Source organism: Pseudorhodobacter antarcticus, from assembly GCF_900110135.1.
In the GTDB taxonomy this organism is placed as follows: Bacteria; Pseudomonadota; Alphaproteobacteria; order Rhodobacterales; family Rhodobacteraceae; genus Pseudorhodobacter; species Pseudorhodobacter antarcticus.
This window is the reverse complement of record NZ_FOCO01000034.1, coordinates 20,517-35,148: the sequence shown is the minus strand read 5'-3', so window position 1 is coordinate 35,148 and position 14,632 is coordinate 20,517. Positions and strand designations below refer to the sequence as shown.

The following is a 14,632-nucleotide window of genomic DNA, read 5'->3' as shown; positions in this document are numbered from 1 at the left end:
GCCCGGCAGGCGAATGCGTAGCATTCACCGAGAGGGGGCACACCGCCTTCGGCTTGGCGCAGGATCGCAAGGATCTGCGGTTCGCTGTATCTTGTCATCTTCATCTGAATCTCCTCGTTTATCTTGCCGAGAAAATTCTACTTCCGCAGCCCCTTACTTTCGGGGGGGATTACCAATGCCCCTGATATCGACTTGGATGTTTTTCACCGCCAGCTTCAAACCATCGGCGTATTGACCCCACCGATCACCCTGCTCGTCTCACCCGATGATCGTGCTTTGCAGTTTTCGGAATGGCTGGCAGGATCGCGCGCGCGGGTTGGCACGACGGATGCAAACAGCCCACGGGTGCAAGCGTTGGCCAAAACCAACAGCATCAGGGTGGTTGATATCTCAAAGCTGGAGGCGCAGGACGTCAGCAACCATAACAAGTTTGTGGCTTTGATGAACCTGCTGCCCCGCGCGCGCAAAGGTGTATTCGCATCCTTGTCCCGCGCTGGCGCCTTTATTCTTGAACCGATAGGCGCCACGCTGATGAATTCCAAAACGCAATAAATACCCAGCGTGTTGAATTCTGCGAGGAATTGACCCATTTTTCCGAAACGCCGTGACCCACCTATATCAATAATTTCGCGGACTTTTCATGAGATTAGCATATTTCAGAGAGGTCAGCGTCAAATGGAAAAACGGCTCAATCCTACACGAAAATCAACAACATGGCTCCACTCGCCACCCTGCGCCTTGTGGCAAGTAATGGCATAGCTAAACCGGAGGCGAAGCGCGTTGAAATATGGATCTGAACATAGTGCAAGCTGGAACTCGTCACGCTCCTTCTTCCGGTCGATATGCTTATGGCGCTTAAGGAAATCTACGTAGAGGGCGCGCTGCTGCGCTGATTCCAGGCTGGCGTCGTCGCCGTGCAGAAAATCATCGAGGATCTTGGCCTTCAGGATCAGAATATCGGCATCTGGTTGCGGCAGAGCAACCGTGACGTCCCGGAAATTGAGTCCAATATTTACAGGTTCCGAAATGTCGCTATTGCCAATCTTCTGGAGCAACGTCACCAACCGCCGCTCGACCGCCGTTTCAACTGAATCGATCCGCGGGATGTCGATTTCTGCGAAAATTTGACCCAGTTTTCCGTAACTCCGTGACCCGCAGGTTTCAATATTTCCGCCGACTCTTCATGAGATTAACAATTTTCAGACGGGTCAGCGCCAAATGGAAAAGTGGGTAAATCTAAGACGAAAATCAACAACATGGAAAATGATGGAATTCGAGGACATAATAAAAAAACAGTCTTGACTGCTTTTTTTATTGGTGCAGTATGGCAACACGTTCTTTCACTGAGGGGGTCGTATGGCAGATCAAGATGACTATAAGCACCGCAGTTATGGTGAAATTCCGGTTGGCACGGGCTTGAAGCCAGGGATCGTTGTGGTGGATTTCCAAAAAGGTTTTACAGACGCGCAGTATCCGTTAGGGGGCGCGCCTCTTGTAATGCGTGCGCTTGAAAATACTGAAAAGTTATTGAAGGTTGCCCGTGCTTATGGGGTGCCGGTCGCGAACTGCAACACCGCGTATATGAACGAACGGGAGATGCCTTACTGGAAGATTACTGCAGTGCGCGATACTTTCCGGCATGACCATCCCAGCGTGGAGTTGGACCCAAGGATTTACGACCCTGATTATGATCTGTTTGTTTGTAAAAAGGGGCCGTCCATCTTTTTTGAAACAGATGTTGCCAGCTTCTTTACAAAGGAGCGTGTGGATACGGTTATTGTCACGGGTTGCAATACCAGTGGGTGCATCCGTGCCACATCCATCGACGCTTTCAGCCACCGTTATCGGACCTTGATTCCCGAAGATTGCGTTGGCGACATTGAAGAGCAGCCACATCGCGACAACTTGCGCGACCTTGGGCGGCGTTATGTTGATGTTGTTGATCTGCAATATGCCCTCACATATCTTGAACATTGGCACAACGCCAAAGCCGACACTTGAAAGCTTTGGGAAGGGATGCTGTGGATTGCTTGACACCCCCTTCACGCGCCGCCCCTGACCTGAAAGAAGCAAGATGACCCTGATTTTATTAAAAAATGCCCGCATTGTTGACGGTGTCGCTAGTGAGCCAACCGACCCGATGGGGATCGTGATTGAAGACGGGATGATCCGCGAAGTTGGCCCCAACGCGACCGCAAAGACGGATCTGGTGATGGATTTGGCCGGGCTGACGGTGATGCCGGGGCTGATTGATTGCCACGTCCATGTCATCGCGACGACTGCGAATTTGGGGCTAAATGCAGTACTGCCGCCGTCATTGGTTGCGGCGCGCAGCAGCGTGTTGATGCGCAACATGGTGATGCGTGGCTTTACGACCGTTCGCGATTTGGGCGGCGCCGACCGTGGGTTGCAGCTTGCGGTTGAAGAAGGCGCGTTTGTCGGGCCACGTTTGGTGATCTGTGGCAAAGCCCTGTCGCAAACGGGTGGACATACAGATTACCGCGGTCCCTATGATAGCCGAGATATCAGCTGGTATGCGCAAAGCCTTGGTGCGATGGGACGCATTTGTGATGGCGTCGCGGATGTGCAACGCGCCGCGCGCGACGAAATCAAAAACGGTGCACAATTTGTAAAGGCCATGGCGGATGGAGGCATTTCATCGCCATCCGACCCTGTGGGCTATCTTGTGTTTTCGGTCGATGAGTTGAAGGCGATGGTCGAGATTGCAAAGGGATTTGGCACCTATGCCACGGGCCACCTTTATACCGACGAGGCGATTGTGCGCGCGTTGGATTGTGGGTTTGAATGTATCGAGCATGGCAACCTGATTTCAGACGCAACAATCCTGCGGATCGCCAAAGAAGGTATCCCTTTGGTTCCGACCAATATCACCTATGACGTTCTTGCGAAATCTGGGGCTCATTTTGGGTTGCTGTCGGAATCTGTCGCCAAGATCGCGGATGTACGCGAGGCCGGTTTGGCGCGGCTGGAAAAGATGCATGCGGCGGGGGTTGTGATGGGCTATGGCTCGGACCTGTTGGGCGGTATGCAGACCGAGCAGTCGGGCGAATTTCCGTTGCGCGGGCGCTATATTCCCGCTGATGCGGTGATCCGGTCGGCCACGGTGGACGCTGCAAAAGTGTTGCGGATGGAAGGTAAGATTGGCACGATTGCGCCGGGTGCCTTTGCCGATATCATCGCGGTGGATGGAAATCCGTTGCAAAATCTTGATCTGCTGACGGCGCAGGGCGCACATATGCCGTTGATTATGAAAGGTGGCAAAGCGGTTAAAAAGACCGCGGCACTCTGATGGTCAGACTGCGTGACGGGTTGGCCATTTGTCATAAAATCTTGAACAAGCGCCGGTTTGGGCGATAGGGCCAATCCATACATTTGTTTTACGGCCCGCATCGCAAAAGAGCGGTCTTTACGATCAACCAAAAGGGGAACGAGATGAAAAAACTAATGACCTACACTGCGATTGCGGCGCTTTTTTCAAGCGTTGCATCGGCTGAGACAAACTTTATCGCCAACAGCTTTTATGAAGGTGCGGTGCCAATGTCGGGCGAAGGGTATGTCCGTTGGGCCGAGCTGGTGAAAGAGCTGTCGAACGGTGACTTGGTGCCTGAGGTCTTTACAGGAACGGTGCTTTTGGCGCCCCGCGCAGCCCTTCAGGGGATACAAGACAACGTGGTGCAAGTGGCGCATCACGCGGCCATTTATACGCCGTCCGATCTGCCGGTCGCCAATGCGGTGCAAGAACTTGGCTTTGCTTACACAAATCCCACTGTAGCAATTCTTGCGGTTACAGATTTTTCCATGAACAACCCGGTTCAGCTTGCTGAATGGAAAGACAAGCGGGTGGTATACCTTGGGGCCTATGCAACCCCAGCCTATGTTTTGATGTGTTCAAGCCCGGTTCGCACCCTTGAGGAGATGAAGGGCAAGCGCATCCGGACCGCCGGGTCCGCCGTTTCGGTCTGGGTTGAAGAGGCGGGGGGGATTCCCGTCAACGTACCGTCCAGCGAAATGTATACAGGGCTGGAACGTGGCACCTTGGATTGCGCCACAAATGCCGCAAGTGATCTTTTGGACAGGTCGCTTCTTGAGGTGGCAGAGCATACGACACTGCTGTCAACGGGGATGTATTGGTCTGGCCCGCAATGGGGCTACAATCCCGACTTTTGGGCGGGCCTTACGCCTGGGCAGCGCGAAATCCTGATGCAAGCCTCGGCACGGTCGATGGCGCGTATGGTCATTGCCTACGGCAGCAAAGTTGATGCAGGTCTGGAGGCCTCCAAAGCGGCAGGCGGCAATGTATACGAGCCAGAACAAGATCTTGCAGATCATGTCGCTGAGTTTCGCGCCCGCACGTCTGCCTCAGCCGCAGCAAAGGCCGGCACTGATTTTGGTGTGGCCGAGCCCGAAGCTTTGATTGCCGACTTTGAGGCGACGATGCAGAAATGGGTCGATTTGTTGGCCAGTGTCGACACAAATAATGAAGATACCCTGACTGATCTTGCGCTGCGGGAAATTTTTAGCAAGGTTGATGCGACAACCTATGGCGTAAATTGATCGCTTGCGGGCCTGCGCGTGTCGCGGGCCCGCTTGACCCTTACAAGAAAGGCTTGGGTTGCAAGATGAATTTGGTTCTTGGGACCATCCGCTGGTTGAATATTGGCACCGCTGTTGCCGCCTGTATGGTCATGGTGCTGATGATGCTGCACATCACGCTTGATGTGGGGGTACGATATTTTTTCAACGGGCAGATTGTGGGCACGCTGGAATGGGTTTCGTTTTACTATATGGTCGCGCTTGTTTTCCTTGGGTTCGGCTATGTCGAATACAAGAATGAAAATATTCGCGTCGACCTGTTTGCCCAGTTGATGCCAAAGCGGGTACAGTTTGGCCTGTATATATTTGCTTGCCTGCTTGGCATGATCTTCTTTGGGATGCTTTTCTGGCGGACCTTGCTGGACGCCATCAGTGCAACCCAACGCAGCGAAGAGGCAATGAGCAATTTTCAATTTCTGATTTGGCCTGCGCGTTGGACGCTTCCTATCGGCTTTGGCGGCACCTTTCTGGCCGTATTTGCAAACTTGTTGCGCGCGATTGCGCGCCGAGAGGCCCTTTGATGCAGCAAGCCACGAAATTTTCGGAGGGCCTGATATGAGCAACCTCGATATCGGGATCGCAGGGGTGGTCGCGGCACTTGTGTTGATCGCCATCCGCGTGCCAATCGGTCTGGCGCTTGGCCTTGTCTCAATCGCGGGCGTTGCTTTCATGTTTAACATGAATGTGGCTTGGGGGATGATATCGACCACGCCCTTTGACTATGTTGGCCAGTGGGAACTGTCGGCCGCGCCAATGTTCTTGCTGATGGGGTTTATCTGTTCATCCACCGACATGACGCGCGGCCTTTTTACCGCGCTTCGACTATATCTAGCCAGATTGCCCGGTGGCTTGGCGATCACCTCGGTCGCGGCCTGCGCCTTTTTTGCGGCCGCGTCGGGGTCATCGGTGGCGACCGCTGCTGCGATGTCTCGTATGGCTGTGCCGGAAATGTTGAACAACGGGTATGATAAGGGTTTGGCGACAGGCACGATTGCCGCATCGGGCACTTTGGGGTCGCTTATTCCGCCTTCAATCTTGCTGATACTTTACGGCGTCTATGCGCAGGTGTCGGTCGGTCAGCTTTTCATGGCGGGTTTTCTTCCAGGCCTTTTGTCGGCGTTTATCTACATCGCGATGATTTACATCCGCGTTAAATTGAAACCAGAGCTTGCTGGTAAAGTGCAAATCGATCCCACAGCACAAGAGCGGCGCGATGCGTTTCGCGATGTCTGGCCCTTGCCAACTTTAATACTTGTTGTGCTGGGCGGTATCTTTTCTGGCGTCTTTTCACCCACAGAAGCGGGCGCATTAGGCGCTTTTGCGGCCACCGTTATTGCAATCGTGCGCCGTAAATTGACCCGCGCAGCCTTGGTTGAGGCGGTTTCACAGGCCATTGTGTCCACAGCGTCAATCTTTATCATTTTGATTGGGTCGTTGTTTTTCACTAGGTTTTTAGCCCTGTCAGGATTTCCGCGGGCCTTTGCGGATGCAATTTTGTCTGTCAGCACTGAAACATGGTGGATTTTGCTGGCTGTGACGATGATTTTTCTGGTGCTGGGGATGTTGATTGACAGTATCGGCCTGCTTTTGCTGACGCTGCCAATCCTTGTGCCGCTGGTGAATGAGGCCGATATCAACCCTGTTTGGTTTGGGATTATCATCATCAAGCTGCTAGAAATTGGGTTGATCACCCCGCCGATCGGGCTGAATGTTTATGTGATAAACGGAGCGCTGAACAATCGCGTGACCTTGCCTGAAATTTTTCGGGGGATTAGCTGGTTTCTTGCGATGGACCTGCTGACGTTGATTATTCTTATCGCGTTTCCGATCATTTCGCTTTGGCTTCCATCGCTCGCGTTCTAGAGACATCGTAAGATGCGCAACGCATGGGATTAAAGTGAGTTTGCATGACCAAAAACGTGGAACTAACCATTAAGATCGGCAAGTATGTGCAGGCGCGCAGCGTTGTAATGCGCGAAAAGCTAATCGAGACTGCGCTTGATGTCATTTATGATAAGGGGTTTCGGGGGGCATCCACCCTTGAATTTTCGCGCCGCGCGGGCGTTTCGCGTGGGGCATTACTGCATCATTTTCCAGCACGTTCTGACATCATGATCGCCGCCATGGAGCATCTACTCCAGGATGGAACGCATCAAATTCGCAATATCGCGGTTAAAGTTGCGCACCAGCTGATCAGCCTTGAAAGTTTTGTGGAATTTCTTTGGCAGCTGTTTTCGGGACGGTTTTTCTACATTTCGCTCGAATTTATCAACGAAGCGCGAACAGATGCCGAATTGCGTGATCGCATGGTTCCACTTGTCAAAGATTTTCACGCCGCACTTGATGGAATTTGGAACGAATTCGAAAAACAGTTTGAGGCAACGCCACGCGCCACTCGCGTTGGTTTGAACCTGACAATATGTCTTGTGCGGGGCATGGGGGTGCAAACTGTTTTGAAGAATGATCCTGAATATTTTCAAACTATGCTGGATACTTGGAAAAGGGTTTTGCCGGGTCTTTTGCACAATGAATAATCCAAAAAGCCATTTCTTCGTGGGGGGAAATCGGCGTTGGCTTATGTTCTCTCTCCCCCAAACCAAAAAGTTCGAAAGGCGCAGACGTGATTGAGAAAATACGATTGGCGGATTTAACGTCCCAAGAAGCGCGCGAAGCCCTGAACGCTGAAGCCGTGGTGCTGTTGCCGATGGGCTCGCTGGAGGATCAGGGGATTCATGCGCCGATGGGTGATTATATGGCCGCCGATCTGGTTGCCGTTGAAATCGCGAGGGCGGCGCGTGGGTTTGGCATCGCCACGTTTGTGGCACCGGTTATACCTTTTGGCGTGCATGACAATTTCGGTTTTGGCCATGGGGGCATTTCGATCAGTCATGCAACACTTGCCTCTCTTGTAGACGACATGTTTGCATGCCTGACGCGCCATGGTATTTGCAAGATTATGGTCATCAATGGGCATGGTGGCAACGTGCCTGCCATTGCCGAAGTTGCATTGCGCTGGAGGCAAACCGTTGGACTTTTTGTGCCATCTATGTATGTGTGGCAGGCCGCGTTTGGCGTGTTGCCAAACTTGATTGGAAAAGAAAAAGCTGCGCAATCTTTGGGACATGGCGGTGATCCGCTTACATCCGTTGGGCTGCATTTTTACCCCCATCTGCTGCGCAAAGATTTGATACGCCCGGCATCATCGAGGGGGCAGGTGAAGTGTATGGACGTTTCAACTATTTCGACGCTTCGGTATGATGGGGTGGATATTCATGCGCCAATCATGGCGCAGGAAGTAACAACAACCGGGGCTTTCGCCTGTGACCCGTCGCTGTCTTGCGCCGATACTGGGGAGCGTCTTGTAGCGCGTTTGGCACAGATTGGTGCAGGTCTTATTCGGGATCATGTTGCGCGAGGACTTCACGATTGAAATGCTTGTCTTATGCTGAACTTGGCTCCTGAGTTATAAAGGAGCCACTGCCCGCCACGCCATTTATGGCGGGCAGTGGCGGCGGTTAGATCGTAAGTGGCTGGGTCGTGATGAACCGTTCCAGAGTTTGATCATACCCTTGGTCCGGCGCTGGAGCAGGTGGGGATCCTGACAGACCAGCACCCCGACCTGGCTGTGGTCGACCGTGGTTATCGTAGCCACGGCGCAGACAAGACACGTGTCCTGATCAGCGGATGGTTATGTCTCGAAACTGGTGGAAATTCTCTTGCGGCGTTCCCCGAGCATGTTGATGTGGACCTGATCAGGCCGCGAGGTCAAGGCTGATTGGGGCGATAGGCTGAGCCAAGGTTTCCCAACCATCGATCTTTCGCATCTGGATCTGGCCAGATGCTATCAGCGCCCAGAGGAGCATTGGCACGGTTTCAGCGCAAGGCAGCACGGTCTGTGTCTTGATGCGGCGACGGAATTCCTCGTTGAGGCGCTCGATTGCGTTTGTCGTCCGCGCCGATTTCCACTGCGACGGGTCAAGGCGCGTAAAGGTGAACAGCCGATCCCCGTCTTCTTCCAAGCTGTCGGCGACCGCGCGACATTTCAGGAGCCACTCGTTGCCCGGCAATGGTTTGCTTACAAACCATGAGAGGGTGCGCAAGAATGCCTTTCGCCGCTTCTCGATGTCTGCCGCGGTGTTGGCATAGATCATGTCGCGGTAATCCTCGGTCAGCTCGTCATGCATGTGTTTGGGGGCATGGCCCAGAAGGTTGCGGTGTTTGTGAACCGTGCATCGCTGGATCGGCAGGGCCTCGCCCCAGAGTGCGACCAAGGCGGCTTCCAGCCCGGGTGCGCCATCAACAAGGACGAACTCAGGCCGTTTCAGACCGCGTGCATCGAGATCGCCGAGGAACATGCCCCATGCAGCTTTGCTCTCGCCGCCCATATTCATGATGGAAAGCAGCACCTTCTGCCCGTCTCGACGCACGCCTATGGCCGCCAGCACCGAGATATTCGTCGCCGCATCATCCAACCGGGTCTTGATGACCGTGCCATCCAGAATGAGCCGGACAATATCTTCGCAGGCCAGGTCCCGCGCCACCCAGACGTCCCAGTCGACCTTCACCTTTCGCCACGCGCGGCTGACGACGTCCTTGCTTACCGCACCTTCGAACAGCCCATAAAGCGCTCGTTTGACCCGCCGTGTGTTGGTCCCAGCCAGATAAACCGAGGCAATGAGCGCTTCGGCCTTCTTGGTCAGCCGCCCCCTCTCATGCTTCCTGCGGATGCACTACCGGGCAACGGATAACGCGGCAGCGCCTTTGATCGCCATTCCGTGGTCTTGCCGTTTTCATCGACGGCCCGGGCACGCGGCACGCTTATGGTCTCGGTACCAAATGTGCCTATCAACTGGCGCTCACGATGGCCGTTGCGATAGCCCGTGGGCTTGTCGATGCGACGATCATAACGGCATCGTCCCAGAAACGCGTCCAGCTCCTCCTCAAAAACCGCCTCGATGGTGGCGCGGATGTTCTCGCGCAGACGATCTTCGATCGGATCATAGCCCGCTTCATTGGCAAGTAGCGAAAGCGTAGAAGTGTCGGTATTGTTCTTCATGGTGTGATCTCCCTGGCGGTTGCTGCCGCCCGTTGGGTGGGTTCAAGTCACCCAGAGATTACGCCACCTTCAAATTTTCACCACCTTCGCGACACGACCCAGCGGATCTCGACGCGGCCTTACACCCAAGCTGATCGCCGACCTCGGACGCCGCAGCGCCATCGAACCCGAAATAGGTCATATGAAATCCGACGGCCGGCTCGCGCGTTGTCCCCTGAAAAGCACCATCGGCGACGCCCTCTTCGCGGTGCTCTGCGGCGGCGGCCACAATATCCGAAAGATCCTGGCCCACCTCAGGGCTCTTTTGGCTCTCATCATTGCAGTTATCCTAGTGACCTGCAGGCACCACCAGAGTATCCGTCTTGATCAAGTCGCTTTTTTCACCCAATTTCGATTTGCTTTGATGAGGGCGTTGGCGAGTTCAATCAGCTTCCGCATGAGCGCAGTAAGGGCGACTTTTGGTGGCTTTCCAGCTTTAATCATGGCTTGATATTTTGCCTTGAGGTCAGGGTTGAATCTCATCGCGCCCAAGGTTGGCATGTAGAGGGCGTCCCTCACTACTTTGCGACCACCTCTGCTTGATGTGGCGTGGAATAGTCCAAATCCCCCATGCGTCGACCGCAAACCGGCGGCTGGCACCGTGAACAGCCACCGCCTTTGGGTCAAACCGCCTCTGACCTATCTGTGGCCGGGGTTGGCGTTTGGCTTAACGCCGAAATCTGCGCATAAATATCTGTGGGCAAGTCCAGCCCCATCGCCAAAAGTGACGGCTGCAATTGCGCCACCGACCGCGCCGAAATCAGGGTTGATGTGATATCCGCATGATGCGCCACCCAAGCCACCGCCAGCGTTGCCGGGTCCACGCCCAGCGCCCCTGCCACACCGCATAAATCGCGCGCGGTTTGATGCATCCAAGGCTGGCCATAGCGCGCGGCGTAAATCGCATCGTCAACCAACCGCCCCCTGCCACCATCTCCGTATTTCCCCGTCAACAACCCACCGCCCAGCGGCGAAAAGGGGCAAACGGCAATGGCTTGATCGTGGCAGGCGGGCAAAATCTCCACCTCCACTTGCCGTTTCACAAGGTTGTACATGGGCTGGATTGCATCAATTTTGGTGCCAAACTGCGCGCACACCGCCTGCGCTTTCATCACCTGCCACGCTGCAAAGTTGGACACACCGATGTAACGGATTATCCCCGCCGCCTGCATCTGCGTCAAGGCACCAAACGTCTCTTCCAACGGGGTGTCATCGTCAAAGCGGTGCAGGTAATACAGATCGATGCAGTCCAGCCCCAACCGCGCGCGGCTTTGATCGCAGGCATCGCGCAGATTGGCGCGGGTTGCGGGGCGGTCATTTGCGGCCTTGCTGGCCACGATCATCCGGTCCGCCAAACCCGCCACCAGCCCACCCAGCATCCGTTCAGACGCGCCGCCCGTGTAACTGAACGCTGTGTCAAAATGGTTGATGCCCGCGTCCAAACACGCTTCAAACATCGCGCGCGCCGCCGCCTCATCGCAGGTACGCCCAAACTGCATCGCGCCAAACCCAAGGCGCGAAACGCGGGCACCCGACTTTGTGGTCAACCCCACCATAAAGCCCCCAAACCCCTACCCAATTGGCCCAAGGTCCAGCCGCACAATATGCGCCGCCCTGTCTTGGGGGAACGTGGTCATCACCAACGGGTCATGCCCCGGCACAATCAACGCAGGGCGGCTGGCCAAACGGTCCAGCACCCCAAACCCGTCCAGCATATCTTGCACGTCCACCACGATGGGGAACGGCTTGCGCATCTGAAAATTCTCATAAAAATGGGCGGCGTCGGATGCCAGCACCAACCACCCCGCCTGTGTGCGCACCCGCACCGCCTGCAAACCCCGGCTGTGCCCGCCAATCCGGTGAACGCTTACCCCATCGGCAATCTCGGCATCCCCGTCGTGAAACACCACCTTGCCGGAATAGAGCCGCTTGACCGCCTCACAGATATGCGCGCCGGTATAGGGCAAGCGCAGCATATCATGGCACATGCACGGCCCCGTGGCATAAGCCATTTCCGCCGCTTGCATATGCAACACCGCCGCCGGAAACAGATGCAAACCACCCGCATGGTCGTAATGCAAATGCGTCACGATCACCGTCGCCACCTCCTCTGGCACAATACCCAACGGGGCCAAGGCGGCGTGCGGGTCCAACCGAATGGGGCGGCCCCGCAGCGCCGCCTCTGCCGCGTCATAGCCGGTATCAACCACGATCACTTGGTCCCCGCGCCGCAACACCCAGATGAAATAATCCATCGGATGTGCCACGTTCGGTGCGCTGTCCAGCATGAAACTGTCGCCGCGCACCCGCGCGTTGCGGTCCGCGTATTTGACCGCGTGAACCTGCCATTCGCTCATGGCGTCACGGTGTCCCACAGGTCCAGATGCTTGCCCACGATCATGGCGTTGGTGGCATCATCAAACACATGGAAATGCGGCGTGGTCAGATGCACATCAAACGCCGCGCAATCATCATACAGCTCGTATAAAAACACCTGCCCCGGCTTGGTGGCGTCTGTCAGCACATCGAACCGGTGGCATCCCACCTCATCGCGCACAGACGCCGCCGCATTGGTGCGCACCAAAGGCAAAAACGCCGCCATCTGCCCCGCCGCAATTTCAAATTTTACACATACCGCGTACATTATCGCCCCCGTAATCTGCCAAAGGCCCGGCGCACCATCGGCACCTGCCCGGCAATCAATGCCACATTCAGCAACAACAGTATTGCCGCAGTCGGTCGGTTGATAAACCCTGAAAGATCCCCATCGCTTAACAACAGAGACCGCCGAAAGGTTTCATCAAACAACCCGCCCAAGATCACGCCAATAACCAAAGGCGCTATGGGATATTTCATCAGGTTCATGAAATAGGCCACGCACCCCACCCCCAGCATCAGATACAGGTCGTTAATCCCGCCCCCGACAGAAAAGCTGCCAATCGTGGTCAAAACCATCACCACAGGCAGGAACAAAGTTTGCGGCAACCGCAAAATCTGAATGAAAATCCGCGCTGTAAACAACCCCATGATGAACATCGTGAACGATGCCAACACCATGATCGCACAGACGCGCAAGATAATCTCGGGGTCAATCGTCGGCCCCAGAATGATGTTGTTAATCTTGAACGCCCCCATCAATGCAGCGGCGGGCGGCGACCCGGGTATCCCCAACACCAACAAAGGGATCAGCGCGCCACAATACAGGCGTTGTTGGCAGTTTCGGAACACAACAGCCCCTCAACCGACCCTTTGCCAAAATTCGCGCCATCCGGGCTAACCGATTTGCCCACCCCGTAACTGACCCAGCCCGCAACATCCTCGCCCACCCCCGGCAAGGCCCCCACACCCGTGCCAATGATGCCCGACCGTGCAATTGTTGGCATATGGCGGCGCATGGTGCGCAGGTTGGGCAAAATCCGCCCGGTCAGCGCAATCGCTTGCGACACTTGGGTTTGGCGCAACCCGTCTATGATCTGCGGTATCGCAAACGCCCCCATCAAGACAGGCACCACCTGAAACCCCGACAGCAAATAAGACCAGCCAAAGGTGTACCTTGGCTCGCTTAGCAATGGGTCCAACCCCACCATCGCCATCGCCAACCCCACCAGCCCCGCAATCCAGCCTTTGACCACCAAATCCTCGGACATCAACGTGCCCGACAGCAATATCCCAAACAGCGCCAGCAGCGCCTTTTCCGGGCTGGCGATGGATTGTGACAGCATCAACAACAACCACACAAACACCAACAGCGCTGCCGTCCCAATCAGCGTGCCTATGAAACTGGCCGTTGTGGTCAACCCCAACGCCTCTGCGCCGCGCCCTTGCTTGGCCAGCGGATAGCCGTCCATCGCGGTCGCAGCACTGGCCGCCGTGCCCGGAATGTTCAACAATATCGCCGGATAAGACCCGCCATAAATCGCGCCCACATAAGCGCCCAGCAGTGCGATCAGCGCATAATCCAGCGGAATTTTATTGCCGAAAAAACCGGTCAAAATCGTCACCGCCAAGGTCGCGGTCAACCCCGGCAATGCCCCAAACACGATGCCCAAAAACACCGAGATGATGATGTAGGGATAGGTGATCGGATCGGAAATCAGCGCCATAAACGCCAACCCGAACCCCTCAATCTGGGTAAAGAAAAACTGCATCATTTGCTCCAGATCGGGGACAGGGTGACGTAATAATGATATTCAATCTGCGAAAACAGCAGGCCGCCGCGGTTCGGCACATTTTGGCGAAACCCGAACGCCATCGCACAGACCAAAACCAACGGCGTCAGCAGCGCAATCCACGGGGTCGCCCGCGCAACCCGGCTTTTGTCGCGGCTGCGCATCCACAGGGTCAACGCCCCCCAAAGCCGCCAACGTGACCCAATCATCATCATGCGGCGTGTTCCATTCGGCCTGCGGGAAATGCGCAATCAACGCATAGGCCCCCGCCACCGCAACCGCGCCCGCCGCCACCAGCATCCGTTCGGTTTTGCCGTCATGAAACCCAAAGATAAACGCGGTGATCACCAGACCACTCGCCAAAATGAAATCCACGCGCGGCACCAAGGAAAAGATGAAAAACACCATAATCACCGCGATGCTGGCAATGCGCAGCGCCTCTGCGCGGTCCCATCCAATGCCCACGGCCGATAACGCGCGCGCCGCCCCGCCCGCCTGAATGGCCACGCGCAACAGCACAAATCCCAGCATCAGCATCGCCATCCAAATACCAAACGGCACAATCGCCGCCGAATTATACCAATCCGCGCCGCTAACCCCCGCGCGGTTTTCGCCCAAAAACGGAATAAAACTGGTGCGCCACAGGAAAAACACCGACAGGCCAATCAACACCAGCGCGCCCCAAAAATCGCGCGCCCGCAACACCGCCAGCGCCTCGCGCGCGGCCTCGTCTTCTGCCCCAGTCACACTCATG

General features: G+C 55.5%; 13 protein-coding genes and 5 pseudogenes. 10 read left to right on the top strand and 8 right to left on the bottom strand.

What is annotated here, in order from left to right; translation table 11 throughout:
- The first annotated feature begins 123 nt into the window (after positions 1-123).
- Positions 124-552 carry an alpha/beta hydrolase gene (locus BMY36_RS14490; RefSeq protein WP_074818833.1) on the top strand — a complete coding sequence of 143 codons (429 nt, stop codon included), beginning with the start codon at positions 124-126 and terminating at the stop codon, positions 550-552.
- Between the two features lie 119 nt (positions 553-671).
- Here the strand turns inward: BMY36_RS14490 and BMY36_RS14485 are convergent, their stop codons facing one another.
- Positions 672-1,061, bottom strand: a complete 390-nt coding sequence (locus BMY36_RS14485) for an ATP-binding domain-containing protein (protein WP_139194070.1) — start codon at positions 1,059-1,061, stop codon at positions 672-674.
- Positions 1,062-1,356: 295 nt separating this feature from the next.
- Here BMY36_RS14485 and BMY36_RS14480 point away from each other — a divergent pair, with 295 nt between their 5' ends.
- The 8 genes and pseudogenes from BMY36_RS14480 to BMY36_RS20970 form a co-directional block, all read left to right on the top strand.
- A complete protein-coding gene (locus BMY36_RS14480; protein WP_050519914.1) occupies positions 1,357-2,001 on the top strand; it encodes an isochorismatase family protein in 645 nt (214 codons plus the stop codon).
- 73 nt (positions 2,002-2,074) lie between these two features.
- Positions 2,075-3,310: a metal-dependent hydrolase family protein gene (locus BMY36_RS14475; protein WP_050519913.1), complete on the top strand. Its 1,236-nt coding sequence runs from the start codon at positions 2,075-2,077 to the stop codon at positions 3,308-3,310.
- Between the two features lie 143 nt (positions 3,311-3,453).
- The gene (locus BMY36_RS14470; protein ID WP_050519912.1) at positions 3,454-4,575 is read left to right on the top strand and encodes a C4-dicarboxylate TRAP transporter substrate-binding protein; all 1,122 of its coding nucleotides are present in this window, start codon (positions 3,454-3,456) and stop codon (positions 4,573-4,575) included.
- Positions 4,576-4,640: 65 nt separating this feature from the next.
- Positions 4,641-5,135: a TRAP transporter small permease subunit gene (locus BMY36_RS14465; protein WP_050519920.1), complete on the top strand. Its 495-nt coding sequence runs from the start codon at positions 4,641-4,643 to the stop codon at positions 5,133-5,135.
- A gap of 34 nt (positions 5,136-5,169) precedes the next feature.
- Positions 5,170-6,477 (top strand): TRAP transporter large permease, encoded by a 1,308-nt coding sequence (locus BMY36_RS14460; RefSeq protein ID WP_050519911.1) that lies wholly within the window; start codon positions 5,170-5,172, stop codon positions 6,475-6,477.
- Positions 6,478-6,521: 44 nt separating this feature from the next.
- Positions 6,522-7,148: a TetR/AcrR family transcriptional regulator gene (locus BMY36_RS14455; protein WP_050519910.1), complete on the top strand. Its 627-nt coding sequence runs from the start codon at positions 6,522-6,524 to the stop codon at positions 7,146-7,148.
- Positions 7,149-7,234: 86 nt separating this feature from the next.
- A complete protein-coding gene (locus BMY36_RS14450; RefSeq protein ID WP_050519909.1) occupies positions 7,235-8,044 on the top strand; it encodes a creatininase family protein in 810 nt (269 codons plus the stop codon).
- A gap of 120 nt (positions 8,045-8,164) precedes the next feature.
- A pseudogene (locus tag BMY36_RS20970) lies at positions 8,165-8,299 on the top strand (IS5/IS1182 family transposase); the annotation flags it as partial.
- 67 nt (positions 8,300-8,366) lie between these two features.
- Here the strand turns inward: BMY36_RS20970 and BMY36_RS14440 are convergent.
- Positions 8,367-9,670: pseudogene (locus tag BMY36_RS14440) on the bottom strand (IS256 family transposase).
- A 100-nt stretch (positions 9,671-9,770) separates the two neighbouring features.
- On the opposite strand from BMY36_RS14440, the pseudogene BMY36_RS14435 reads away from it, so the two are divergent.
- Positions 9,771-10,001 (top strand): annotated as a pseudogene (locus BMY36_RS14435) (IS5/IS1182 family transposase); the annotation flags it as partial.
- A 35-nt stretch (positions 10,002-10,036) separates the two neighbouring features.
- Here BMY36_RS14435 and BMY36_RS14430 read toward each other — a convergent pair.
- The 6 genes and pseudogenes from BMY36_RS14430 to BMY36_RS14405 all read right to left on the bottom strand — a co-directional run.
- A pseudogene (locus BMY36_RS14430) lies at positions 10,037-10,246 on the bottom strand (IS110 family transposase); the annotation flags it as partial.
- A gap of 86 nt (positions 10,247-10,332) precedes the next feature.
- The gene (locus BMY36_RS14425; RefSeq protein ID WP_050519906.1) at positions 10,333-11,265 is read right to left on the bottom strand and encodes an aldo/keto reductase; all 933 of its coding nucleotides are present in this window, start codon (positions 11,263-11,265) and stop codon (positions 10,333-10,335) included.
- 15 nt (positions 11,266-11,280) lie between these two features.
- Positions 11,281-12,066 (bottom strand): N-acyl homoserine lactonase family protein, encoded by a 786-nt coding sequence (locus BMY36_RS14420; protein WP_050519905.1) that lies wholly within the window; start codon positions 12,064-12,066, stop codon positions 11,281-11,283.
- Positions 12,063-12,353 (bottom strand): putative quinol monooxygenase, encoded by a 291-nt coding sequence (locus BMY36_RS14415; RefSeq protein WP_050519904.1) that lies wholly within the window; start codon positions 12,351-12,353, stop codon positions 12,063-12,065. Before BMY36_RS14415 ends, BMY36_RS14420 begins: the two co-directional genes overlap by 4 nt.
- Positions 12,353-13,812 (bottom strand): annotated as a pseudogene (locus tag BMY36_RS14410) (tripartite tricarboxylate transporter permease). Before BMY36_RS14410 ends, BMY36_RS14415 begins: the two are co-directional and overlap by 1 nt.
- 87 nt (positions 13,813-13,899) lie before the next feature.
- Complete coding sequence (locus tag BMY36_RS14405) at positions 13,900-14,631, bottom strand: hypothetical protein (protein ID WP_050519903.1); 732 nt, start codon at positions 14,629-14,631, stop codon at positions 13,900-13,902.
- Position 14,632: the final 1 nt, after the last annotated feature.

Bases quoted from the DNA above. Each gene is read 5' to 3' on its own strand.
- BMY36_RS14480 (WP_050519914.1), top strand. From the start codon at position 1,357: ATGGCAGATCAAGATGACTATAAGCACCGCAGTTATGGTGAAATTCCG.
- BMY36_RS14475 (WP_050519913.1), top strand. From the start codon at position 2,075: ATGACCCTGATTTTATTAAAAAATGCCCGCATTGTTGACGGTGTCGCT.
- BMY36_RS14470 (WP_050519912.1), top strand. From the start codon at position 3,454: ATGAAAAAACTAATGACCTACACTGCGATTGCGGCGCTTTTTTCAAGC.
- BMY36_RS14465 (WP_050519920.1), top strand. From the start codon at position 4,641: ATGAATTTGGTTCTTGGGACCATCCGCTGGTTGAATATTGGCACCGCT.
- BMY36_RS14460 (WP_050519911.1), top strand. From the start codon at position 5,170: ATGAGCAACCTCGATATCGGGATCGCAGGGGTGGTCGCGGCACTTGTG.
- BMY36_RS14455 (WP_050519910.1), top strand. From the start codon at position 6,522: ATGACCAAAAACGTGGAACTAACCATTAAGATCGGCAAGTATGTGCAG.
- BMY36_RS14425 (WP_050519906.1), bottom strand. From the start codon at position 11,265: ATGGTGGGGTTGACCACAAAGTCGGGTGCCCGCGTTTCGCGCCTTGGG.
- BMY36_RS14420 (WP_050519905.1), bottom strand. From the start codon at position 12,066: ATGAGCGAATGGCAGGTTCACGCGGTCAAATACGCGGACCGCAACGCG.
- BMY36_RS14415 (WP_050519904.1), bottom strand. From the start codon at position 12,353: ATGTACGCGGTATGTGTAAAATTTGAAATTGCGGCGGGGCAGATGGCG.
- BMY36_RS14405 (WP_050519903.1), bottom strand. From the start codon at position 14,631: ATGAGTGTGACTGGGGCAGAAGACGAGGCCGCGCGCGAGGCGCTGGCG.